Genomic DNA, 21,801 nt, shown 5'->3' on the forward strand with positions numbered 1-21,801 from the left:
TCAGGCGGCGCGGCGCAGGCTGGCCGGGGATTTGACAAACAGACCCTTGCGGCCGTGAACCGGGCGGAAAGCGAGGCTGTCGCCGTCGAGGGTTTCGTCCGGTCCGAGAAACAGGCAGCCGTCGTCGACAAGCTGGCGCTCGAGACCGTCAATGACCTGCCCTCGCCGGGCGGGTTCGATATCGGTCAGGACGTGGCGGCAGACAATGACGTCGAACCGGGCGTCGCCGACCGGTTCGTCCAGCAGGTTGGCGCGGGAGAATTGGACTGCGTTGCGTAGCTCCAGCCGGGCGACCCAGGCCTCGTCGATCAGTTCGAACCAGCGCAGCATGGTGTGGGCCCGCAGGCCCCGCTGGATTTCGAAGCCGGTGTAGGCCCCGCTTCGGGCCTTTTCGAGCGCCTTCTGCGACAGGTCGGTGGCGACGATCTCGACTGAGGCACCGCCCTCGAGGGCGGCCATGGCGAGGGAGTAGGGCTCCTGACCGCTGGCGCAGCCGGCTGACCATAGGCGCACGTGACCACCGGGACGGGCCTTGGTCAGGGCCGGCAGCAACTCGTCGGCGAAGATGTCGAAGGTGGTGCGATCGCGCCGGAACCAGGTCTCGGAATTGAGCAGGGCCTCGATCACGGCCCAGCCGAGCGAGGCCACCGGCTTCTCCCACAGGGCGGCCAGCATGAGAGCCACCGAATCGAAGCCCTCGCGACGAGCGACCGGGCCGAGACGATGCTCGGCCAGATGCAACCGGTCACGGGACAGCCGGAAGCCGGCCCGTGAGGCCATCAGCGACTGCAGGCGTTCGAAGTCGTCCGACGTCATCGCTTCAAACGGCCCCCACCTCGGCGAATTTGGACTGGAGGATCTCGCCATCGAACGGCTTCATCACATAGTCGTCGGCCCCGGCGGACAGCGCTTCGGCGATGCGGGCGGCGCGGGTCTCGATGGTGCAGAACAGCACCTTGGGCGCGGCTCCGCCGGCCATGGCGCGCAGGCGGCGCAGGAATGTCAGCCCGTCCATCACCGGCATGCTCCAGTCCAGCAGGATGACGTCCGGCAGGATGCTGTTGCAGAAGGCGAGGGCCTCGGACCCGTCAGCGGCTTCGTCGACCTCGAAGCCGAGGCCTTCGACGATCCGACGGGCCACCTTGCGGATGATCCGGCTGTCATCGACGATGAGGCAGGTTTTGAGGGGCAAGGCTGGTTTCCAATTGGCGAGACAAGCACCCGCGGTTCGGCTGCATGATCGCCGATGGGCGGTTAACGAGGTGTTGGGAAAGCCCGTTAAGCTTTCTTAGCCATGTGGGTCAGACGGGCATGCGGGCAAGCAGGTGGACACGGCCTTCCTCGAGCTCGACGGCGAGGCTGCCGCCGGCCCCTGTGACAGTCAGCCACAGCCAGTAGGGCTGAATCCACTGGCCGGCCAGACCCTCGCTGAGCCGTTCGCCGGCGAGACCGGTGGTGGCCTCCGGCTTGAGGCGGGCCCGGGTCCCGACGGCGGTGCCGTCCATGATGATGACCTCGCCCTCGCGCCGGACGGTGATCGTGGCCACGCCGCCCGAAGGCAGCGCCCCGACGGTCAGATAGGCAAGGTTGACCAGCGCCCGGGCCTCCGGCTTGCCGAAGTCGCCGTCATCGACCCGCCAGTCCATCGTCGCCCGTCCCCCCTCGATCATTCCGGCCACGAGTTTGTGCAATTCAGGCTCGGAGAAGCGTTCGCTGGTGGTGGCGGCCCCGAAGGCGACGCGCGCAAAATGGACCAGATTGACCAGCTTCTTCGCACTCTGGGCGATCAGGCCCATGGCGTCGTCGCGCATATCCTGGGCCGAGGGGTCGGCCAGCAGATCAAGACCGGAGGCGATGGCCCCCGCCGGGCTGATGAAATCGTGGCACAGCTTGGCCGCAATATAGGTGGCCAGTTCCTGGCCATCGACAGGAAGGTCAGCGGCGGTGTCGTTCACGGTCATCGGTATTCTGCACCAGCAAGGGAAGCGTCGGGACAGGCTGACGTGATTTGCCGGTTCGTGAAACCGGCCGGATCGGCTATCGAGGCCGCACATGACCAAAACACTGCAAGCCGACCTCGCCTCCGGTGCCCTGGCCGAGGCGATCGCTGACATCGCCGAGGACGCGGCCCGTCTGATCCTGCCCTACTGGCGCGCAGACACGGCGGTCGAGACCAAGGCGGACGCCAGTCCGGTGACCGAGGCCGACCGCGCGGCGGAAGCCCTGATCGTCACCCGGCTGGCGGCGCTCTATCCCGGAATCCAGACCGTGGCCGAGGAGGCCGTCGCGACAGCCGGTGCGCCGGATCAGGCCGAGGCGTGGTTCTGGCTGATTGATCCGCTGGACGGGACGCGTGGGTTCGTCGAGGGCCGCGAGAGCTATACCGTCAACATCGCCCTGATCCATGACGGCGCTCCGGTTGCCGGTGTGGTGGTGGCTCCGGCCACGGCGACGACCTGGGTTTCGGCCGCGGGCGAGGGGGCGGGCGTCCTGCGCCGGCGCTTCGGCGAGCCGTGGCAGACCGTGCGGGTGCGCGACCGGCCGACGACGCCGGTGGCGCTGCTGAGCCACAGCATGACCGATGACGAGGCCGGGCGGCTGGCGGCGCGGCACGGCTGCGCGCAATGGCAGGGCATGGATTCGTCCCTGAAATTCTGCCTGATCGCCGAAGGCCGGTTCGACGCCTATCCGCGGACCGGGCCGACCTCGGAATGGGACACGGCGGCGGGGCAGGCGGTGCTGGAGGCGGCCGGCGGACGGGTGCTGGGCGGGGATGGCCAGCCGCTGCGCTACGGCAAGCCGAGTTTTCTCAACGGTCCGTTCGTCGCCCTGGGCGGCTGAGGCGTCGTCAGACCCGGACGGCGCGGCCCGCGATCAGGGCTTCGGCCCGGGCGGCCAGGACGGTCACGCCCAGTTCGCGGGCCGTGGCGGCGGCCTCGACCAGGGACATGTCCAGACCGGCGGTTTCGCGACCGGTCAGGCGACCGAGCGCCAGATTGATCCGGGCGATGGCGATCTGGTCGGCGGCCCAGTCCAGCGGCGAATGTCGGCCGGAATCGTTGCCGAGGCGGCCGCACAGACGGATCCGCAGGTCTGACAGGGTCTTGAGGTCGCCCCCGGCCTCCGCCGCGAGCGTCTCGCGGGCGAACCGGGCTTCCCGCGCCAGGGCCCCGAGGATCAGGCCGCCGCCTTCAGTCAGGGCCTGGGCCTGGGCCAGGGCGATCAGGGGTGAACGGTCGTCGGCCTGGACGATCTGGATCGCGACCCAGTCCAGCGGGCTGTGATCGACGGTGAACTGGTCGGCCGCGGCCTCGAACATGGCCTGGCCCTGGCGCATGATGACGGTATCGCCGGCCATGGTCGCCAGCAGCTTCATGCCCGCCCCGCACAGGGACAGGGCGCGGGCCCGGGTCAGGGGGCGATATTCGGGTGTGGCGTGCTCAACCAGATCGCGCAGGTCGCGGCCGGCCTGATCCAGAAGGCGGGGATCGCACCGGGCAACACCGGCCTCGAGGGCGAGGGCCGCCCGGTCGAGGCGAACCTCGTCAGCGACCGGTCCGGTATCTGGTCCCAGGTCATGCAGGGCCGCGTCGAGCAGGGCGGCGGCATCAAGCAGGGCGGTGGTGTCGGTGGACAGCCGGGCCTGCCGGGCCTTCAGCCGGGCATGGATGACCGCTGCGGCCCGCGCCGTCTCGGGACGGTTGACGCGGCCGAGGGCGTCGATAGCGGCCATGGCGCGGTCCAGTCCGGCTGTGCCACCGCACAGGTCGAATTCCAGCATAAGCACGTGGGCGGTCTCGATCGCCGCCTGCGCAGCCTGATCCCCGCCGGTGGCGGTGCGGACCGCTTCAGCCGCAGCCTTGTGGGCGCGCTCAAGGCTGTCACTGAAACCAGTGCGTCGGGCGTGTTCACGCCACAGGGCCGATGATCGCAGACCGGCCTGGAAGGGATGGGTGCAGGACACACGACCGGCGTCGATCGACTGCTGGCGTGCCTCGGCGCGGACCAGATCAGCCCCGATCAGCTCGACCCAACCCAGATCGTCGCTTTCACGCGCCTGGGCGAACAGCTTTCTCAGATCTCTGCCGAACTCGAACATGCGGCCAATCGCTCCGTCGTCCCGCTTCGGGACTGACACCGGTCCCTCTCGCGTCCTTTGCAAACGCGACGCCGCGAGAGTGGTTCGGCGTGGCCATACCGGTTTCGCTACACAGGACGAGGCGGCGATCTATGGCGGTCGGGCCAGGGCTGCACGCAACGCCTTTGTCAGGGGCTGCCCGGGGTCATATTTGACTTGTATATCGGCGCAGGCTTGGTCTTTGTGCGATGCACCATGCTCATCCGCCGTTTGATCCAGCTCCACCTCGGCCTTGCCCTGTTCGGTGTCTCCCTCGCCCTGATGGTGCGCGCGACCCTGGGTCTTGATCCGTGGAACGTCTTCCAGCAGGGCCTGACGGACCTGACCGGCCTGACGCTGGGACAGGTCTCCATCGCCATCGGCGTGGTGGTCATGCTGGCCTGGATCCCCCTGCGTCAGAAGCCGGGCTATGGCACCATCGCCAACATCTTCGTCATCGGTCTGGTGATCGACGCCGCGCTGGCGGTGCTGCCGGTGTTTGAGGGGCTGGGGCTACGGGCCGCGATGATGGTTTCAGGCGTGGTGCTGAATGCCGTCGCCAGTGCCGCCTATATCGGCGCGGGCATGGGGCCGGGGCCACGCGATGGGCTGATGACCGGCCTGCACCAGCGGCTCGGCTGGTCGATCCGCGTCTCCCGTCTCAGCATCGAGGCCTCGGTGCTGGCCGCCGGATGGCTGCTGGGTGGTGTGGTCGGCGTCGGCACCGTGCTCTACGCCGTGGCGCTGGGGCCGCTGGTGCAGCTGTTCCTGCCGATGTTCACCGTGACGCCGCCGCTGAAGGTCAGCCCCGCTCCTTCGTCTTCGTGAAGGCGACCTTGGGGAATCGCTCACTGACATAGCCGGTTTCCCAGCTCGACTTGGCCAGGAAGACGGGATCGTCGTCGATGTCGCGGGCCATCTGGCCGCGGTATTTGCCCATGAAGTCCTCGAGGTCGGTACTGGTCCCGCCGATCCAGCGGGCCTCGGCCCAGGGCGAGGGTTCGAAGACGACATCGAGGCCGTATTCCTCGCCCAGACGGTCGGCCATGACCTCGAACTGCAGCTGACCGACAGCGCCGACGATGAAGTCTGCGCCCATCTCGGGGCGGAACAGCTGGGTCACGCCCTCCTCGGCCAGACCGTCCAGCGCCTTACGCAGGTGTTTGGCCTTGAGCGGATCCTTGACCCGCACCCGCTGCAGGATCTCGGGGGCGAAATTGGGCAGGCCGGCGAAGCGGATCAGGCCGCTTTCCGACAGGCTGTCGCCGACGCGCAGCACGCCGTGGTTGGGAATGCCGATCACGTCGCCGGCGAAGGCTTCATCGGCCAGCTCGCGGTCCGAGGCGAAGAACATGATCGGGGCGTTGACCGACAGCTGTTTGGCGGTGTTCTGGACCTTCAGCTTCATGCCGCGCTGGAATTTGCCCGAGGCCATGCGGAACATGGCGATGCGGTCGCGGTGGTTGGGGTCCATATTGGCCTGGACCTTGAAGACGAAGCCGGTGACCTCGGGCGCGCCGGGCTCGACGATGGTCTCGACCGGCTCGGGCGCGTTGCGGGCCCCGGCCAGGGCCCCGTATTTGCGGGCCTTCATCGTCTTCGGCGGCGGGGCCCATTCGCCGATGGCGGCGAGCAGCTCGTCGATGCCGAAATGGCGCAAGGCCGAGCCCCACAGCACCGGGGTCATATGGCCCTCGAGGAAGGACTGGCGGTTGAAGGCCGGATAGCCACCGGTGACCAGTTCGGCGGCGTCCAGCATGTCCTGATGCTCGCCGTCCTCGAAATACCGGGCGGCTTCGGTTAGCGGCAGGGCGTCGGGGTGGGGCTCGTCGACCACGGCGCCGGGCACCTTGCGCGCATAGGGCTGGAAACGACCCGTGCCGATCTCGACCATGCCGCGCAACCGGTTGCCGCTCTGAGCCGGCCACCAGATCGGGGCCGGGTCCAGCTGAAGCTTGGAGGCGATCTCGTCCAGCAGGGCCATCGGGTCCTGGGCCTCGCGGTCCAGCTTGTTGATGAAGGTGATGATCGGGATGTCGCGCAGGCGACAGACCTCAAACAGCTTCAAGGTCTGGGGCTCGATGCCCTTGGCGGCGTCCAGCACCATGATGGCGCAGTCGGCGGCGGTCAGCGTGCGGTAGGTATCTTCGGAGAAGTCCTCGTGCCCGGGGGTGTCGAGCAGGTTGAACATCTTGCCATCATGTTCGAACGTCATGACCGAGGCCGAGACGGAAATGCCGCGTTCCTTTTCGATCTTCATCCAGTCGGACTGGGTGCGCCGGTTCTCGCCGCGCGCACGCACGGCACCGGCCGCGCGGATAGCTCCGCCCGCGAGCAGGATATGCTCGGTCAGGGTGGTCTTGCCCGCATCGGGGTGGGCGATGATGGCGAAGGTCCGGCGACGGCCGGCCTCCTCGGCGAGCGTGAATTTCGACATGGCGGCGGGAGGTAGCGCGTCAGGCGACAGAAGTCACTCGCCGGTGTCACGCATCGCTGTCATCGCTCGTCGGGTCAGGTTGATCCGACTCCGGCTCGATCTCGTCGGGATCACCCAGGCTGACGGCCTCGATATCGGACACGTCCAGGGTCCTGTCTCCCGCCCGAATTCTTTCGAGCAAATGCTGGGCAGCGTCGGCAGCACCCCCGCCGTGCGGGGCGTTGGCCAGCGGAACCAGCAGAGCTTCTGCCCGATCCGGATGGCCGGACATTAGCAGGACCTGGGCATAGCCCAGTCGGGTCTGGGCCAGTTGAGGGGCGATCTGGAAGGCGAGTTGCCAGGTCGCCACGTCGTTCTCCGTCGGGCCGTCCGGTCCATAGGACTGCATCTCGCCCAGCATGATGTAGGTCAGGAAATGGGTTTCGTCGGCCCGGAAGGCGCGTCCCAGATAATGGCGGGCGGCATTTTCAAAGGGCAGCGGATCAGCGTCGGTGTCGCGCGCCTTTTGCTTTTCGCGGGACGCCAGCAGGTGGAGCGCCTCGACGTTGTCGGGTTCCCGCTCAAGCAGGCGGGTCAATATGGCCTCGCCCACCTCGGGATCGCCAAAATGCAGCTCGGCGTGACCCAGCTGCAGCTGGGCGAAACTGTCGTCCGGATAGTCCGCTGCGGCACGACGAACGGCCTCGGCGGTGGCGGCCCGCTCGTCCTCGGGGACGCCGACTTTCAGGCGCTGACCCAGCAGGAGCAGGTCGTCGCTGGATCGGGGGAGTACGGTGACGGAAATCTCCGCCCGGGGGAACGCCTGCCGGTATCGCGTCATGGGCACCCGCCCGTTCAAATAGTTCCTCAGGGTCCGGCGTAGCTCCGCCAGGGACTTGCCGGTCGCCCGCTCCATCGCCTCGACCGGATCGCCGCCGTCGCCGACGTCAGCGAGATAGGCGGACAGCATGACGCGGTTCTCGGCGGTACCCATGAACCAGTGGGTCAACAGCCAGGCGACCGGATAGTAGGTGTCCCGGTTATTGCCGCGGCGAACCTCAAAAGGCCGTCTGGACAGCAGTTCTTCCAGCGGAATCCAGTTCGGCGAGGACTGAAGCCAGTACAGGCGGTCTGTATTGTAACCGCCGATGACGACCTGGTCAGGCTTGATCTCCGCCGTCGAAAAATATTCGGCGAAGCCCTCGACCAGCCAGCCCGGATAGCTGCCGGTGGAATACTGGAACATGAAGTGGTGGGCATATTCGTGGAGCAGGACGTCGTCGCCGTCACCCCGGATGGCGACCGCAAAAATATCCTCCTGCGACGGAAAATAGGTGCCGACGACATTCTGCTGGCTGGCGGGATGAACCTTCAGTAGCTCGCGACGGCTGCCAACCAGATAGATTGAGAGCTTGCGGTCCGGCAACCCGTCGGTCGGCAGACCCAGCCGTGTCCTGAGGATGTAGTCGTAGGTTTCCAGTTTCTGGACGTATTCGAGCAGCGCCGCTTCACGGCCTTCCGAATAGACTATGAATTTCGGGCTTTCGGCCCGGCGCCATTCCGCCAGAGCCGATGATCCGCCCGAAAGGGCCAGAATCACGGCGAGCGCAACACGCACGAAAAGGCGGTGAGACACCGGCATGAACAGACCCCCGAGACACTTCTGAGTTGCAGGGTGGCACGCCGGGGCGGGTCTGACTATCGGCGAAATGGCAATCAGGCGGCCATTCGGTTCCAGACGACGCGATCGGCGGCGACGGCATCGAGTTTGCCGCGGGCATCGCGCTGGCTGAGCTGGCGCAGGATGGCCTTGGGCAGGGCGCAAAAGCGTGGCTCGACCAGTTCGGGTGCGCAGTTCTGGACGGGGGCGGCGAACATGGCGGCGTTGACCTCGGGACTGCGGTCGGCGATCAGCCAGGCCAGACGGCGGGCCCGGACCGGATCGTTGCGGTGCAGAAGCGGGTCTTCGGAGAACAGTTCACAGCCGAGCTCCAGGACATAGTCCAGTCCCAGCTTCTCGAAGCGACGCGCATCCCTGGCCGTGACCGGGCAGGTCTCGTCGAGGTCGAATACAGCGTCGTTCAGAAGAAACAGCATAGGGGAAAACTCACCATCACCGGACGTGTTTCCATCCGTTGATCCAACCCTAGACGCGGACCACTTGCGGCCCGGTTCACGAACGCGGTTAAGTCTTTACGACCAAGGCGACCGATCGTTCATGTCTGGTCAGCGACTGTCTCGGTGATGAAGTGGCGGCCGTCGCGATCCTCGATCTCGACCACCCAGAGGTCGCTGTCATAGGCGATCTGACGCTGGATATAGGCGTCCAGTTCGGACTCGACCTCACTGACTACCGGCTGGATCCACAGACGGTCGCCGTCGGGGCCGAACGCTTCAGTATAGAGGCGCGCGCGACGGGTGCGGGTGTCGAAGGCCTTGACCACGACCGTGCCCGCCCGCTCGTCGCCGCGGCGAACCACGGTGGCGAAGGCCCCGCCCAGTTCAGCGCGGCGGATCAGGGCGGAGACCCAGAGGTCGCTCGACAGAAGCAATTTGATAACCCTGCTCGGAAACCAGACCGGAACGCGTTGGGCATAGGGTCGGTCACATGACGATAGGCTTTCAACACCCAACCGCCAAAGTCGCAATGCTGGCGATGGCGCTGGTCGCGATCCCAGGGGCTGCCCTGGCGCAGCCGACGGCCCCCTATTATGAGCGCAGCTTCGTGCTGGCCGCGGATCTGCGTTGCGACCTGTTCCAGCCGGATGTGGCCGCGGCGCTGTCCGCCGCCACACAGCAGGCCCGCAGTGCCGCCCTGCGCGCCGGAACCAGCGAGATCGACCTGAGGGCCGCCGGAGACCGGGCGCTGAGCCGCGCCCGCAGCGTGTCGTGCGCTGATCCGCAATTGGCGACAGTCCGGCAGAGAGTGGAGCATGCGTTCGCGGGTTGGGCCCGATTGCCGCGGATGGAGTTTCCCGGCGTGCGCGCCAGCTGGATCGCCAATCGCGTTCCGGCGACTGGCCCCAGCTGGATTCTGACCCAGGCCTCGGTAACCGGAGCCTCGCCGGTGACCGTGGGCTATACTGCGGGCGAGATCGGCGATCGGCTGACGGCGGTGGTGTCCTTCGTCGGCCGCCCCCGGCCCTATGCGGCGCGGATCGTCATGCGTGATCCCAAGCGTTCGCCCCGGGCCTGGCTGGGCGGGGTGTCTGACCTGCCGCCGACGTCGGTACGCCGCGGGTTCTGGGCCGTATCCTTCGGGAATGCGGATTCGGCCTTGCTGGTCACTGGAAAGTCGGCCGGCGAGGCGTGGCGTTTCCCGACCGAAGCTGCCGAGGCGCTGGAGAAGCTGGACCCGCGCGAGGCCTTTGCCATCGAATTCCTGTTCCGTGACGACAGCGTCGCCAGCGCCATTTTTGAAGCCGGGGACTTTGCGGCCGGTCGGGCCTTCCTGTCGCTGGGGCCGTTGGGCGGACTGGCCGCCTGAGGTCTGGCAACAGCCGATCAGGCTTCGGCGTTGCGCGACGGATCCGCCTCGGTCAGGTTGATGATCTCGGCGCCACCGGGCGGAATTGGCGCACGACCGGCGACGACGACGGGCAGGCGGACGGTTACCGCCGTGCCTTCACCGAGCGTGCTGTCGATCGTCATCCGGCCACCGTGCAGCTCGGCCAGGGCCCGGACGAGTGACAGACCGAGGCCCGTCCCCTGGGCGCGCTGGTCGGCATCGCCGGCCTGTTCGAACGGCCGTCCCAGCCGTTTCAGATCGGCGGGAGCCACGCCGACACCGGTGTCGGAGACGATAATCTCGAGATAGGGGCCGATCGCTTCCAGCGTGACCGTCACCGAGCCCTTGGCCGGCGTGAATTTGATCGCGTTCGACAGCAGGTTGAGCATGATCTGTTTCAGCGCCCGGCGGTCGGCCGAGATTTCGACCGGTTCGTCCGGCAGGACCCCGGCCAGTTCGACGCCTTTGTCGTTGGCCGACAACCGCACGAGGGCGATCCCGGCCGAGACCACGTCGCGGGCATCGAACCGTTCGACCGACAGCGGGTAACGGTGTGCCTCGATCTTGGACACATCCAGCACGTCGTTGATGAGATCGAGCAGGTGGCCGCCGGCCTCATGGATGGAGTCGGCGTATTCGGCGTATTTGTCCGGCAGGGGGCCGAACAGACGCTGGCGCATGATGTCGGAGAAGCCGATCACGGCGTTCAGCGGCGTGCGCAGCTCGTGGCTCATATTGGCCAGGAAGCGGCTCTTGCCGGCGTTCTGGCTCTCGGCCTCGTTGCGCGCTGCTTCCAGCCCCAGTTCGCGGGCGTGTTGATTGGTCGCGTCGAAGGCCTGGACGATCAGGCGGGGGACGGCATCGACGGGACCGGTGTCGGGGTCGTCAAACCGACGCAGGATCAGGGTCACGCGCCGGTCCAGGGCCAGGCGCGGCGCGAACAGGATGGCGGTTTCGGTCCCGGCCAGCGCGCTCTCGATCGCGGACATCACGGTGGGCCGGTCCGGCGCGTGGACGGCGGCGATCAGCCCCTGGGCGAACAGCGGTTCGACGGGCAGGGCGGGCGGAGGGGCGCCATAGGCGGCCAGTACGCGGCCCGACGGCTCCAATACCAGGGTCAGGCCGGGCTGGCGGGACAGCAGGGTCTCGACCCGGCCAACCGCCGTTTCGGCGGCGATCAGGCGTGCCTCACTGGTCCGCCACGACAGGCGCAGACCGAGGGCGGCCGCCCCGGCGACCATCAGGGTCGAGATGGCGGCAACCAGGGGGGTGGGCGTCCAGGGGCCGCCGAATTGGGCGGAGACGGCACCGACCCCGGCGGCCAGGGCGACGCCGATCAGGCCGGTCTGGGCTCGCTGCTCACTGCCGAGGGCGAGGCCGACGGCCAGGGGCATGAAGATGAACCCGGCGAGGGCTCCGGACAGTCCACCCGACAGGGCCGCAGCCACAATACTGGCCAGGCTCCAGACGATGAGCCCGGCGAGTCGTTCGCGCTCGCCGTCGCGGGCCAGCAGGCCGAGGCCGGCGATACCGGGTATGACCATGACCACCACGGCGTAGAAGGCCGATCCGTCCAGTCCGCCGAACCAGCGCCCCGCGAGGGCCAGAAGCGCCGCGGCCACAGCCCAGGCCGCATGCCAGGCGGCCAGGGCCGGCAGGTCCCTCGCGACCGAGGGAACGCGGGGCGATCCGTCATGATGGTCGGGAGGTGTCAAACGGGGTCCGGAATTGAGGGCGGTGGCGCACCGCAGGGTGGAGGCAGGGTCCGACCAGACTAGCCCTCCCGGTGAGTCAGCTAAAGGCCGCTCCCGTTACAGGCGACTGTCCGTCGTGCATGAGCGCAATTGTCTGGGGACCACTGGCAAGGTTGTCGTTAATGTCTCGTCGGCCTATCTGGCGGCGATGACGGACTCCAACCCCACGATCGACGAGACGCTGGCCGAGCTGGTCGAGTCGTTCGACCTGCTCGGCGACTGGGAGAGCCGGATCGGCTATGTCATCGATCTGGGCAAGGACCTCGAACCCCTGCCGGACGCCGACCGGATCGAGGTTAACAAGGTGCCCGGCTGCGCCGCCCAGGTGTGGTTGAGCCAGAAGCGGGTTGACGGTCATCTGGTATTTTACGCCGACTCCGACAGCGCCCTGTCCAAAGGCAATATCGCCCTGCTGCTGCAGCTTTATTCGGGCCGGACGCCGGACCAGATCCTGGCCTTTGACGCCCGCGCGGCGCTGGACCGTCTGGGCCTGCCCCAGGCGTTGACGCGGCAGCGGGCCAACGGGTTGAACAACATGGTCGGCCGGATCCGCGAGGCGGCGCTGGCTGCGACCGCTAGCGACTGACCTGCCCCGCGGGGTTTTCCAGCCCGTAGTGGACGGCCAGGGCCTGGAGGCCCTGTTTCAACAGCGCGCGACCCTGACGACGACGCAGGCCGAGTTCGGCCTCGGCGCATTGCAGACCCAGTTCCCGCACGCAGACACGATCGATCATGGCTCTGACCTGCGGCGCGCAGGCCTGGAGGGCCGCCTCGACCCGCCGTCCGGCGGCGATGGCACGATCCGTGGGCTCGACGCGGGCGGCGCTGCCGCCGCCGGCACGCGGCAGGGCATCCCAACGCATCGTCAGGGACGGACCGCGCAAGGCAATCTCGGCCTCGGCGCGCAGACGCTCGCCGGCGGCGAGTTCGATCGGGGTCAGCCATGGTCGGCCGGTGGCGTCCTTGTGACGGGCCAGCCAGACGAGTGCGGATTCCCCCAGATTTGCGCGGTGTCGGATCAATCGACCGTCCGCCTGCATCACCGCCCGCTCGCCCTCGACCCAGCCCGGTCGACCCGGCGCGGGCCCCGGGGTCGGGTCGACGGCGTGGCGGACGCACCAGCCGCCACCCTGACGCCGGCGCAGGCCGGGGTCGGCGATCAGGGTCCGAAAGTCAGCCTCATCCAGCCGCAGGGTGACGCGGGCCCGTCGGTCATGACCGACGCGCAGGGCATAGACGTCACCCTCGGCGTCCAGCCAGGCTCGGCTACGGAGCAACAGGTGCCGGGCCCGGTCCATTCGCCCGGTCATGTCGGCAATTCGCAGGCCGGGGCGTCGCAAATGTCACGGGCGCAGGCTTCCAGCCGATCGAGCCAGACGTCCAGTGACGCGCGGTCGCGTTCATCCTCGACCCAGCGACAGGCCGCGGACACCGTGGCCCGGTTCAGGCCGAAGGCGTGGCCGACCCGCTCCAGCGGCCAGCCGAACGCGATATGGGCCAGATAGAGGGCCAGCCAGCGAGCGCGACAGGCGCGACTGCCCCGGTGTCTACGGGCGGTTATCCGCTCTGCCGATACACCGGTTGCGGTCGCGATCAGCTGGATCGCCAGGGCCGCCCTGATCCGATCCAGCTCCGCAACCGGCACCCTGTAATCGTTCGTCACCGTCTGTACTCCATTCCGGGTGGTCAAGCTCACCGGCCCGAAGGGGCCTCACCCGCAAATGAGAATATAGTCCTACGCCGCGCCATCTTCGGTCGCAGGTCCGGAACGGGCGGGGATTTGGGCACCGGCGCCCAGCCAGAGCAGTCAGACACTGACGGAAGGTGGCTGGACGAAAAAACTTCGGTCCCTTGACTCGCGGGACCTCGACGCCGATTCGCAAATCAGCCTACGATTCGCCTCAATGGGGTGACGTTAACCCTTCTTAAGGTTTTGGTCGGTTAACTCCCGAACAAGGTTACCGCAACTGCGGGTGCCTGAACCATTATCAAGCTTTGCCTGGAGGGGCACGAATGCGCGTTCTGCTTATCGAAGACGATCACGCAACGGCCCAGAGCATCGAACTGATGCTCAAGTCCGAAGGGTTCAACGTCTACACGACGGACCTCGGCGAAGAGGGCATCGATCTCGGGAAGATCTACGATTACGATCTGATCCTGCTTGACCTCAACCTGCCCGACATGAACGGCCTTGAGGTTCTGCGCCAGTTGCGCGTCGGCAAGGTCAACACGCCGGTGATGATCCTGTCGGGCTCGAGCGAGATCGAAACCAAGGTCAAGACCTTCGGCGGAGGTGCCGACGACTATATGACCAAGCCCTTCCACAAGGACGAGCTGATCGCGCGCACCCACGCCGTGGTCCGTCGTTCCAAGGGTCACGCCCAGGCCATCATCCACACCGGCGAGATCGCCGTGAACCTGGATGGCAAGACGGTCGAGGTGCACGGCCACCGCGTCCACCTGACGGGCAAGGAATACCAGATGCTGGAGCTGCTCTCGCTGCGCAAGGGCACCACCCTGACCAAGGAAATGTTCCTGAACCACCTGTACGGTGGCATGGACGAGCCCGAGCTGAAGATCATCGACGTCTTCATCTGCAAGCTGCGCAAGAAGCTGGCCACGGCCGCCGGCGGCAAACACTATATCGAGACCGTCTGGGGCCGTGGCTACGTCCTGCGCGATCCGTCGGAAAACACGGCTCCGGCTCCGGCTCCGGCCAGCGAAGCCGCCTGAACCCGTCTTTCAGTCCAGATACAAAACGCCCGCCGGATTTCTCCGGCGGGCGTTTTGCTGTGTGGGCCCGGCGAATCTAGCGTGGTGACATATAGGTCATCGGTTCGACGAGGGTTACGCCTTCGGTGCCGACGGTGAATTTCAGCCCTTCGAAGGTCGGCATGGCCATCAGGGGCTGGCCCTTGTTGGAAAAGGCGTAGCCTTCATCCGGCATGCCGGCCGCATCCATGTCGAAACGACCGTTGCCGTTGGCGTCGTGCATGACCATCAGCGCGTACTCACCCGGGGCCACGTCGTGGAAAGTCAGCACCACATCGCCCGAAGTGTTCCCGGGCGCGCTGGCGACATAGTCCGCACCCCGCATGAAGGTGCCGGCGGTGTTGAGGGCGGCGGAAACCTCACCGCCGCGGGCTTCAACGCCCTTGACGGTGACGGTGACATCAGCGGCCAGGGCCGGGACGGCCGTGGCGCACAGGGCAAGGCAGGCGAGAGAGAGGCGGATCATTGGACAGCTCCATTTGAATGCATGAAGTACTTTATAAAATGAAGTAACTTGTTGTCAAGCGATCCCTCCGCCTGATCCGCGCCCGGCCTGTCTAGGTCTGGAAGGCGGCTGCCAGCGCCCGGGCCATCGGGTTCGGCTGACCGTTGGCATCGAACGGCAGGGGGCGGTCCTTGCCGTCGTCCTTGTCGTCGCGTCGATACCAGCTGTCGGTATCGCGCAGACCCCAGGTGGTGAAGGCAAAGCGCTGGGCCGCCGGCAGGCACCTATAGGCCTCGGCCAATTCGGTGACCCGGGCGGTCTGGAGCGACAGCCGATACTGCTGCCCACGCAGGTCCAGCGCGCTGTCGGTGCGCAGGCTCACATCCAGTTCGGAGACATGGATGGGCAGGCCGAACTGGGCCAGCTCATGCATGAAGGCCGCAATCTGCCCGTCAGGGATGTCGATCCACAGGTGCGACTGGGTGCCGAGCCCCTGAATCGGGCAGCCGGATTTCAGCAGGCGTTCGACCAGACGCAGAAATTGGGCCCCCTTGGCCGGGATGCCTTCCAGATTGTACTCGTTCAGGAACAGAACAGCGTCGGGGTCGGCCATCTGAGCCTGTTCGAAGGCGCGCCGGATGTAGCCGTCCTGGCCGTAGCGGCGGCTCCAGTGGCAGTCGCGCAGGCCCGAGCCGTCGTCGAGGATCGGCTCATTGACTACATCCCAGCTCCTGATCTTGCCGCGATAGCGGCCGGCGACCGTGGCGATATAGCCGTCGAAGGCCCGGTCGAAGGCGGCATTGTCCAGGCCGGAAAAGGCGTCCTCCCCCTGCGAATACCAGATCAGGGTGTGGCCATGCAGGGCCATGCCATTGTCGTGGGCGAAGCGGGCGATGTGGTCGGCGCGGTCCAGACGGGGGCGATCCAGACCGTCGGCCAGGATGTACTCCATCTTCATCTCCCACTCGGGCGTGAGCTGGGAGACGTGGGTGCGGGCCAGGTTCAGCCAGGCCGGATCGGTGAGATTGGCGATCTGGACGCAGCTGCCGAAGGCCCCGGGGGTGATGGTCTTTAGCGGGGGAAGAATGGCAGGGGGTGTGCTGGCAACGGCGGAGCGCCGGCAGCCGGCGATCAACGGAGCCAGCGCCAGGGATGTCAGCAGCGCCCGCCGGTTCATATCAACCCGCGCGCCGCCTCAGGCCCAGTTCGTCGAAGGCGGCGGATTCACGCTTTCCGGCGGCGAGGACGGCGTTGAGGCGGGTAGTCTCGGCGACGTGTTCGAACTTTTTCAGCTCTTCAAAGGCACCGGTCAGGGCGTCGCGAGCCCCTTCCTCTTCGAGGTCGAGCGTCTGGACCTCGGTCATCGCGGCACCGCGCCGCATCTTCCAGCCGTTGAGATAGGCCTGCAGCAGCATGGCGGCGTCGGCGTCGCCGCGCGACTGTTCCCGTTCGATCTCGACCTCGGCATCCAGAACGGCGACGCGCATCTCGGCGGAGGCGCGTCGGGCCGTGATCTCGGCCAGCCGTTTTTGCAGGGTCTCGACCTCGTAGTTCGAGATGCGGATCAGCGAATGGGCCCAGGCAGTCATTGGTTTACTCCGGTCACTCAACCATTCCTTGGTTCAGAATAGTTTCCAGACGGTCAAAGGAATCCGACATTCGCATCGTCTCGTCCTTGTCCTGGCCCAAAAAGGCCTCGAGGTCGGGGTTGAGGGCGATGGCGCGGTCAACGATCGGATCGGCCCCGGTGCGATAGGCCCCGATGCGGATCAGCTCTTCCATATTGGCGTACGCACTCAGGCACTGACGGGCGCGCTTGTTCAGTTCGCGCTCGGGCGGGGTCTGGCAGGCGGGCAGGGTCCGGCTGACCGATTTGAGCACGTCGATGGCGGGGAAGCGGCCGCGCTCGGCGATCTTGCGGTCCATGACGATGTGGCCGTCGAGGATACCGCGAACGGCGTCGGCGATCGGCTCGTCATGGTCGCCGCCGTCGACCAGCACAGTGAACATGGCCGTGATCGGAGCGGCCGTGGTGCCGTCGGGCCGGATCGGCCCGGGGCCGGCGCGTTCCAGCAGTTTAGGCAGTTCGGAGAAGACGGTCGGCGTATAGCCCTTGGTCGTCGGCGGCTCGCCAGCGGCCAGACCGATCTCACGCTGGGCCATGGCGAAACGGGTGACCGAGTCCATCAGGCACAGGACCTCGAGGTCCTGGTCGCGCAGGAATTCGGCAATGGCCATGGTCATATAGGCGGCCTGGCGGCGCTTGAGGGCCGGTTCGTCGCTGGTGGCGACGACGACGATGGCGCGACGCAGTCCCTCTTCGCCCAGGGTTTCCTCGATGAACTCGCGCACCTCGCGGCCTCGTTCGCCGATCAGGCCGACGACGACGACATCGCAGCTGGCCTGACGCGCCAGCATCGACAACAGCACCGACTTGCCGACGCCCGAGCCGGCGAAGATGCCGAGACGCTGGCCACGGCAGGTGGTGGTGAAGACGTCCATGGCCCGTACACCGAGGTCGATCCGCTCGCCGACCCGGTCGCGCGAATGGGCTGGCGGCGGTGGAGCACGCAAGGGATAGGCAGCAAGCCCGACGGGCAGGGGGCCCTTGCCGTCGATGGGGGTGCCGAAAGCGTCGATGATCCGACCCAGCCAGGCCGTGGTCGGGCGGACAGAACCAGCCTGGTCGGTGATATAGATGTCGGCCCCGGGGGCCACGCCCTCGACCGGGCCGAACGGCATCAGCAGGGCCTTGGAGTCGCGAAAGCCGACGACCTCGGCGGGCAGGGGCGTCTGACCGCGCCGCCCGATCTCGGCCCGGGCACCGACGGCGAGGCGCGACAGCCCACCCCGGGATTCGATCAGCAGTCCGTTGACGCCCGCGACCTTGCCGGTCACGACCAGCGGGTCGATCGCTTCGATGGCGGCGACAAGATTGCGCAAGAACAGAGACCCCGGATCAGCCCGTTAACGATTGAGCTATCGTGGTTAACGCCGGGTGAATTCTGCGTCCGAGTGGGGTTGCCGCCGCGCTCGAACCGCAGCCAAACCGTTCGGACCGCTCAGTTCATCTAGGGACGCTCGATCATGTCGCGGATCTTTTCGCCGAGTTCGGCCATGATGAACGGCTTGGTCAGGACCTCCATACCCGCGTCAAGGAGGCCGTTTCCGACCGCCGCATTCTCGGCATAGCCTGTCACGAACAGCACCTTGAGGTCGGGTCGGGTCTCGCGGGCCGCGTCGGCGACCTGACGGCCGTTCATGCCGCCCGGCAGACCCACGTCGGTGATCAGCAAATCGATATGGATGTCCGACCGCAGCAGGGCCAGACCCGAGGGGCCGTCGTCGGCCTGTAGGGCGCGATAACCAGCATCTTCCAGCACTTCGACGATGAGCATCCGCACCGTCGGCTCGTCGTCGATGATCAGGACGGTCTCGCCATGGCCTTCCACGCCCGACAGGGATCCATGGGAGATGTCGACGTCATCGGCCGCACCCATGAAGCGCGGCATATACAGGCACATGGTCGTGCCCTTGCCGATCTCGGAGTAGATGCGGACCTGGCCACCCGACTGGCGGACGAAGCCGTGGATCATCGACAGGCCGAGGCCTGTGCCCTGACCCAGCGGCTTGGTGGTGAAAAAGGGATCGAACGCTTGGGAAATCACCTCTGGCGTCATGCCTGAGCCGGTGTCGGTGACGCACAGGGAGACGTACTGACCAGGGGGCAGGTCGCGTTCCCGGGCGGCCCGGTCGTCCAGCCATTTGTTGGCGGTCTCGATGGTCAGGCGGCCGCCTTCGGGGGCCATGGCGTCGCGGCTGTTGATGCACAGGTTCAGCAGGGCGTTCTCGAGCTGGGACGGGTCCATGCGCGTGGCCCATAGTCCGCCGGCCCCCACGACCTCGACCTCAACGGTCGGGCCCACGCTGCGACGGATCAGGTCTTCCATGCCTGCGATCAGGCGGTTCACATCGATGGCCTTCGGATCGAGAGTCTGGCGACGCGAAAAGGCCAGCAGGCGCTGGGTCAGGGCCGCCGCGCGCTGGGCTGCGCCCTGGGCGGCAGTGATGTAGCGGTCGACCCCGTTCAGGCGACCTTCGCCGATGCGCTTTTCCAGCAATTCCAGGCTGCCGCTGATTCCCGCCAGCAGATTGTTGAAGTCGTGGGCGATGCCACCGGTCAGCTGGCCGACGGCCTCCATCTTCTGGGACTGGCGCAGCGCCTCCTGCGCCTGCATCAACTGCTGTTCGCGCGCCTTGTCCTCGGTCAGGTCGCGGCCAACGGCGATGAAATTCTCACCGTCGGGTTCGGGGGCTACGGTCCAGTCGATCGGCGTCCAGGCGCCAGTCTTGGACAGGACCCGGTTCTGGAACCGGGTTGGTCGTCCGGTCTCCTGCATCGTCGTCAGCGCCGCCACTGTGGCCTCGACATCCTCCGGGTTGATGATGTCGGCGTAGGGGTTGGTCAGCAGTTCCTGCTCGGTCCAGCCCAGGGTTTCCGTCCACGCCGGGTTCACCGCCGACAGGCCGCCGTCGTAGTCGGCCCGGGCCAGCATGTCGGTCGACAGGGTCCATAGCTGGTCCCGCTCGGCCGTGGCTCCGGTCAGCAGGTCTGAAAGGATGTCGTTGACCCGCTCGAGCTCCTCGCCTTGCAGGCGGATGTCCTCGATGTCGATGTTGGCTCCGACCCAGCGGGTGATGTCTCCCGTGTCGTCGCGCACGGGCTCGGCATGAACGGCGAAGCGACGCCATTCGCCGTCGGTGCGGCGGATGCGGAACTCGGTGCGGTAGGACTGACCGCTTCCCAGCGACCGGCCCCAGCTTTCGGCCGCGCCGGCCAGGTCGTCGGGATGGACGATCGCGCCCCAGCCATCCGTCCCGTCCAGCGTGCCTTCGGTCGTGCCAGTGTAGAGGTAGACCTGCTCGTTAAACCAATACAGGTGCCCGTCCGGCCGGCTGGCCCAGACATGGTTCGGAACCGCCTGGGCGAAGGCGCGGAACTGGGCCTCGCTCTCGCGCAGGGCGCGCTCGGCCTTCCGGCGTTCGGTCAGATCCTTGAACAGGACAGCGACCTGTCTGCGGCTGGCCGGCTCAATACGGAAGGCGGCCAGCTCCAGAAAGCGGCCGGTGGGTTGGTATTCTTTCTCGAAGCGGACCGAGTTTCCCGTGCGCAGAACCTCGCCGTACAGGTCGATCCAGGGTTGGGCCTCTTCTCCGGCCAGCTCGCGGATGGTGCGGCCCTCGACCTCGGCCAGACCGACCTGCTCGCCCGCCGCCGGGTTGGCTTCGACGTGCATATAGTCGCTGAGGGGGCCGTGCGGCCCATCGATAAACTCGATGAGGCAGAACCCCTCGTCGATCGTCTGGAACAGCGTGCGATACCGGCTTTCGCTGTCCCGCAGCGCAGTGATGTCCTGAGCTATACCCGCCATCCGGACCGGTGTGTCGCCGTCGAACTGCACCTGACCGGTGATCGTCAGCCAGCGCAGGGTCCCGTCGGGCTGGAGGATGCGAATGTCGTGGTTCAGCCGGTGATTCCCTGCCGGGTCGAGCGCGCGGCCCACGGCCTCCGCGTAGGCCGGGCCGTCCTCGGGGTGGATGCTCTGCGCCAGCGCCGTCTGCAGCGTCAGGTGCCCATCCGACGGCAAACCGAACATCGCCATCATCCGCTCATCGGCTTCCGCCAGATCCCGGTCCGGGAACCAGACGAAGGCACCCAGGTTGGCGGCTTCCAGCGCCTGCTGCTGTCGGGCCTGGCTTTCCTGAAGTGCCTGCGTGACGCGTGAGACGTCGGTCACGTCATACCCGCCGACGAAGATGCCGGATATCAAGCCCTTCTCGTCGCGGATCGGTTCGTACAACAGGTCGATTAACCGGTCGCCGTCCTGGCGCTCCAGACGCACCGGCATCCCCCGGGCGACATACCGTTCGCCGCTGGCATAAACCTGATCCAGAAGCTCGAAAAAGCCCTGACCCTCCAGTTCCGGGAAGGCGTCCCGCACGGAGCGACCGATGAAGTCTCGCGGGCCGGAAATCTCGACATAGGCGTCATTGACGTAGTCGAAGGTATGCTCCGGTCCTGACAGCACCGCTGTAAAGCCAGGCATCTGCTGCAACATTGCGCGTTGTCGGGCCTGCTCTGAGGCGACGCGTCTGTCGGCAAGAACCCGATTCGTGGTCTCGGTGCAGGCGCAGAACATGCCCGCCACCTCACCGCTTTCGTCGCGGACCGGGGAGTAGGAGAAGGTGAACCAGGTCTGTTCGTCATGGCCCTTGCGGTTCATGAGCAGCGGCAGGTCCTCGAAATAGGTGGCCTTGCCGTCCATCGCGGCCTCGACCATCGGGAGGATGTCGGCCCAGATCTCTGACCAGATTTCCTCGAATGGCCTTCCCAGCGCCGCCGGGTGCTTCTCGCCGAGGATCGGCACGTAGGCGTCGTTGTACAGAAAGCCCAGGTCTTCGCCCCAGGCGATGAACATCGGAAACTGCGACGCCAGCATCAGTTCGACAACGGTGTGGAGGGATGAGGGCCAACGTTCAGGCGGTCCCAGCGGCGACCGCGACCAGTCGCTGGAGCGGATCAAGTCCGCGAGACGTCCCGAGGCTTTCAGGCCCCCGTAGCCTGCCTCTGCGCGGATGTCGGTCACAGCGAACTGGTCGGCTGTCTTGCCTGACGCATCTTCCAATGACCTGTCCCCGACATTCGCGTGACCGCCCCAAGCGGCCCCGCGTCCCTTCCAACGCACGAAAATCGCAAAGGCTTCAACCGCTGAATTTTGGCAGGATCCA

At 66.7% G+C, this 21,801-nt stretch carries 21 protein-coding genes; 5 read left to right on the forward strand and 16 right to left on the reverse strand.

Annotated elements, in window-relative coordinates; genetic code table 11:
* The 3 genes from AAC067_RS08080 to AAC067_RS08090 form a co-directional block, all read right to left on the reverse strand.
* Entirely contained in the window at positions 1-816 is an 816-nt protein-coding gene (locus AAC067_RS08080) for a protein-glutamate O-methyltransferase CheR (RefSeq protein ID WP_339931321.1), read from the reverse strand.
* A gap of 4 nt (positions 817-820) precedes the next feature.
* Positions 821-1,192, reverse strand: coding sequence for a response regulator (locus AAC067_RS08085; protein ID WP_339931323.1), 372 nt, complete (start codon positions 1,190-1,192; stop codon positions 821-823).
* A gap of 109 nt (positions 1,193-1,301) precedes the next feature.
* Positions 1,302-1,961 carry a histidine phosphotransferase family protein gene (locus AAC067_RS08090; protein ID WP_339931325.1) on the reverse strand — a complete coding sequence of 220 codons (660 nt, stop codon included), beginning with the start codon at positions 1,959-1,961 and terminating at the stop codon, positions 1,302-1,304.
* A gap of 91 nt (positions 1,962-2,052) precedes the next feature.
* Here AAC067_RS08090 and cysQ point away from each other — a divergent pair, with 91 nt between their 5' ends.
* On the forward strand, positions 2,053-2,841 hold the full coding sequence (gene cysQ, locus AAC067_RS08095) for a 3'(2'),5'-bisphosphate nucleotidase CysQ (protein WP_339931327.1): 789 nt from the start codon (positions 2,053-2,055) through the stop codon (positions 2,839-2,841).
* A gap of 7 nt (positions 2,842-2,848) precedes the next feature.
* Here the strand turns inward: cysQ and AAC067_RS08100 are convergent, their stop codons facing one another.
* Complete coding sequence (locus AAC067_RS08100) at positions 2,849-4,099, reverse strand: hypothetical protein (RefSeq protein WP_339931329.1); 1,251 nt, start codon at positions 4,097-4,099, stop codon at positions 2,849-2,851.
* A 234-nt stretch (positions 4,100-4,333) separates the two neighbouring features.
* Here AAC067_RS08100 and AAC067_RS08105 point away from each other — a divergent pair, with 234 nt between their 5' ends.
* A complete protein-coding gene (locus AAC067_RS08105) occupies positions 4,334-4,945 on the forward strand; it encodes a hypothetical protein (protein WP_339931331.1) in 612 nt (203 codons plus the stop codon).
* Here AAC067_RS08105 and AAC067_RS08110 read toward each other — a convergent pair.
* From AAC067_RS08110 to AAC067_RS08125, 4 genes are all read right to left on the reverse strand, one after another.
* On the reverse strand, positions 4,920-6,554 hold the full coding sequence (locus AAC067_RS08110; protein WP_339931333.1) for a peptide chain release factor 3: 1,635 nt from the start codon (positions 6,552-6,554) through the stop codon (positions 4,920-4,922). The genes AAC067_RS08105 and AAC067_RS08110 overlap by 26 nt on opposite strands.
* Before the next feature lie 46 nt (positions 6,555-6,600).
* Positions 6,601-8,175, reverse strand: a complete 1,575-nt coding sequence (locus tag AAC067_RS08115) for a hypothetical protein (RefSeq protein WP_339931335.1) — start codon at positions 8,173-8,175, stop codon at positions 6,601-6,603.
* Positions 8,176-8,249: 74 nt separating this feature from the next.
* Entirely contained in the window at positions 8,250-8,630 is a 381-nt protein-coding gene (locus AAC067_RS08120) for a hypothetical protein (protein ID WP_339931337.1), read from the reverse strand.
* Between the two features lie 119 nt (positions 8,631-8,749).
* A complete protein-coding gene (locus tag AAC067_RS08125) occupies positions 8,750-9,085 on the reverse strand; it encodes a DUF1491 family protein (RefSeq protein ID WP_339931339.1) in 336 nt (111 codons plus the stop codon).
* A gap of 56 nt (positions 9,086-9,141) precedes the next feature.
* Between AAC067_RS08125 and AAC067_RS08130 the strand changes: the two genes are divergently transcribed.
* Positions 9,142-10,020, forward strand: a complete 879-nt coding sequence (locus tag AAC067_RS08130; RefSeq protein ID WP_339931341.1) for a hypothetical protein — start codon at positions 9,142-9,144, stop codon at positions 10,018-10,020.
* A gap of 17 nt (positions 10,021-10,037) precedes the next feature.
* On the opposite strand, the gene AAC067_RS08135 is transcribed toward AAC067_RS08130, so the two are convergent.
* On the reverse strand, positions 10,038-11,756 hold the full coding sequence (locus tag AAC067_RS08135) for an ATP-binding protein (protein ID WP_339931343.1): 1,719 nt from the start codon (positions 11,754-11,756) through the stop codon (positions 10,038-10,040).
* A gap of 187 nt (positions 11,757-11,943) precedes the next feature.
* On the opposite strand from AAC067_RS08135, the gene AAC067_RS08140 reads away from it, so the two are divergent.
* Positions 11,944-12,381: a SufE family protein gene (locus AAC067_RS08140; RefSeq protein ID WP_339931721.1), complete on the forward strand. Its 438-nt coding sequence runs from the start codon at positions 11,944-11,946 to the stop codon at positions 12,379-12,381.
* Here the strand turns inward: AAC067_RS08140 and AAC067_RS08145 are convergent.
* Both AAC067_RS08145 and AAC067_RS08150 read right to left on the reverse strand, forming a co-directional pair.
* Positions 12,371-13,105: a DUF6456 domain-containing protein gene (locus tag AAC067_RS08145; protein ID WP_339931345.1), complete on the reverse strand. Its 735-nt coding sequence runs from the start codon at positions 13,103-13,105 to the stop codon at positions 12,371-12,373. The two genes, AAC067_RS08140 and AAC067_RS08145, sit on opposite strands and share 11 nt — an antisense overlap.
* Entirely contained in the window at positions 13,102-13,458 is a 357-nt protein-coding gene (locus AAC067_RS08150; RefSeq protein WP_339931347.1) for a helix-turn-helix domain-containing protein, read from the reverse strand. Before AAC067_RS08150 ends, AAC067_RS08145 begins: the two co-directional genes overlap by 4 nt.
* A gap of 350 nt (positions 13,459-13,808) precedes the next feature.
* Here AAC067_RS08150 and AAC067_RS08155 point away from each other — a divergent pair, with 350 nt between their 5' ends.
* Positions 13,809-14,528: a response regulator transcription factor gene (locus AAC067_RS08155; RefSeq protein ID WP_339931349.1), complete on the forward strand. Its 720-nt coding sequence runs from the start codon at positions 13,809-13,811 to the stop codon at positions 14,526-14,528.
* Between the two features lie 76 nt (positions 14,529-14,604).
* On the opposite strand, the gene AAC067_RS08160 is transcribed toward AAC067_RS08155, so the two are convergent.
* From AAC067_RS08160 to AAC067_RS08180, 5 genes are all read right to left on the reverse strand, one after another.
* Positions 14,605-15,033 (reverse strand): DUF2141 domain-containing protein, encoded by a 429-nt coding sequence (locus tag AAC067_RS08160; RefSeq protein ID WP_339931351.1) that lies wholly within the window; start codon positions 15,031-15,033, stop codon positions 14,605-14,607.
* 91 nt (positions 15,034-15,124) lie between these two features.
* Positions 15,125-16,189: an endo-1,4-beta-xylanase gene (locus AAC067_RS08165; RefSeq protein ID WP_339931353.1), complete on the reverse strand. Its 1,065-nt coding sequence runs from the start codon at positions 16,187-16,189 to the stop codon at positions 15,125-15,127.
* Position 16,190: 1 nt separating this feature from the next.
* The gene (locus AAC067_RS08170; protein WP_339931355.1) at positions 16,191-16,601 is read right to left on the reverse strand and encodes a flagellar FliJ family protein; all 411 of its coding nucleotides are present in this window, start codon (positions 16,599-16,601) and stop codon (positions 16,191-16,193) included.
* A gap of 13 nt (positions 16,602-16,614) precedes the next feature.
* Positions 16,615-17,955, reverse strand: a complete 1,341-nt coding sequence (gene fliI / locus AAC067_RS08175) for a flagellar protein export ATPase FliI (protein WP_339931357.1) — start codon at positions 17,953-17,955, stop codon at positions 16,615-16,617.
* 128 nt (positions 17,956-18,083) lie between these two features.
* Positions 18,084-21,698: a PAS domain S-box protein gene (locus AAC067_RS08180; protein WP_339931359.1), complete on the reverse strand. Its 3,615-nt coding sequence runs from the start codon at positions 21,696-21,698 to the stop codon at positions 18,084-18,086.
* Between the last annotated feature and the right edge of the window lie 103 nt (positions 21,699-21,801).

This window comes from uncultured Brevundimonas sp., from assembly GCF_963977465.1.
Lineage (GTDB): Bacteria > Pseudomonadota > Alphaproteobacteria > Caulobacterales > Caulobacteraceae > Brevundimonas.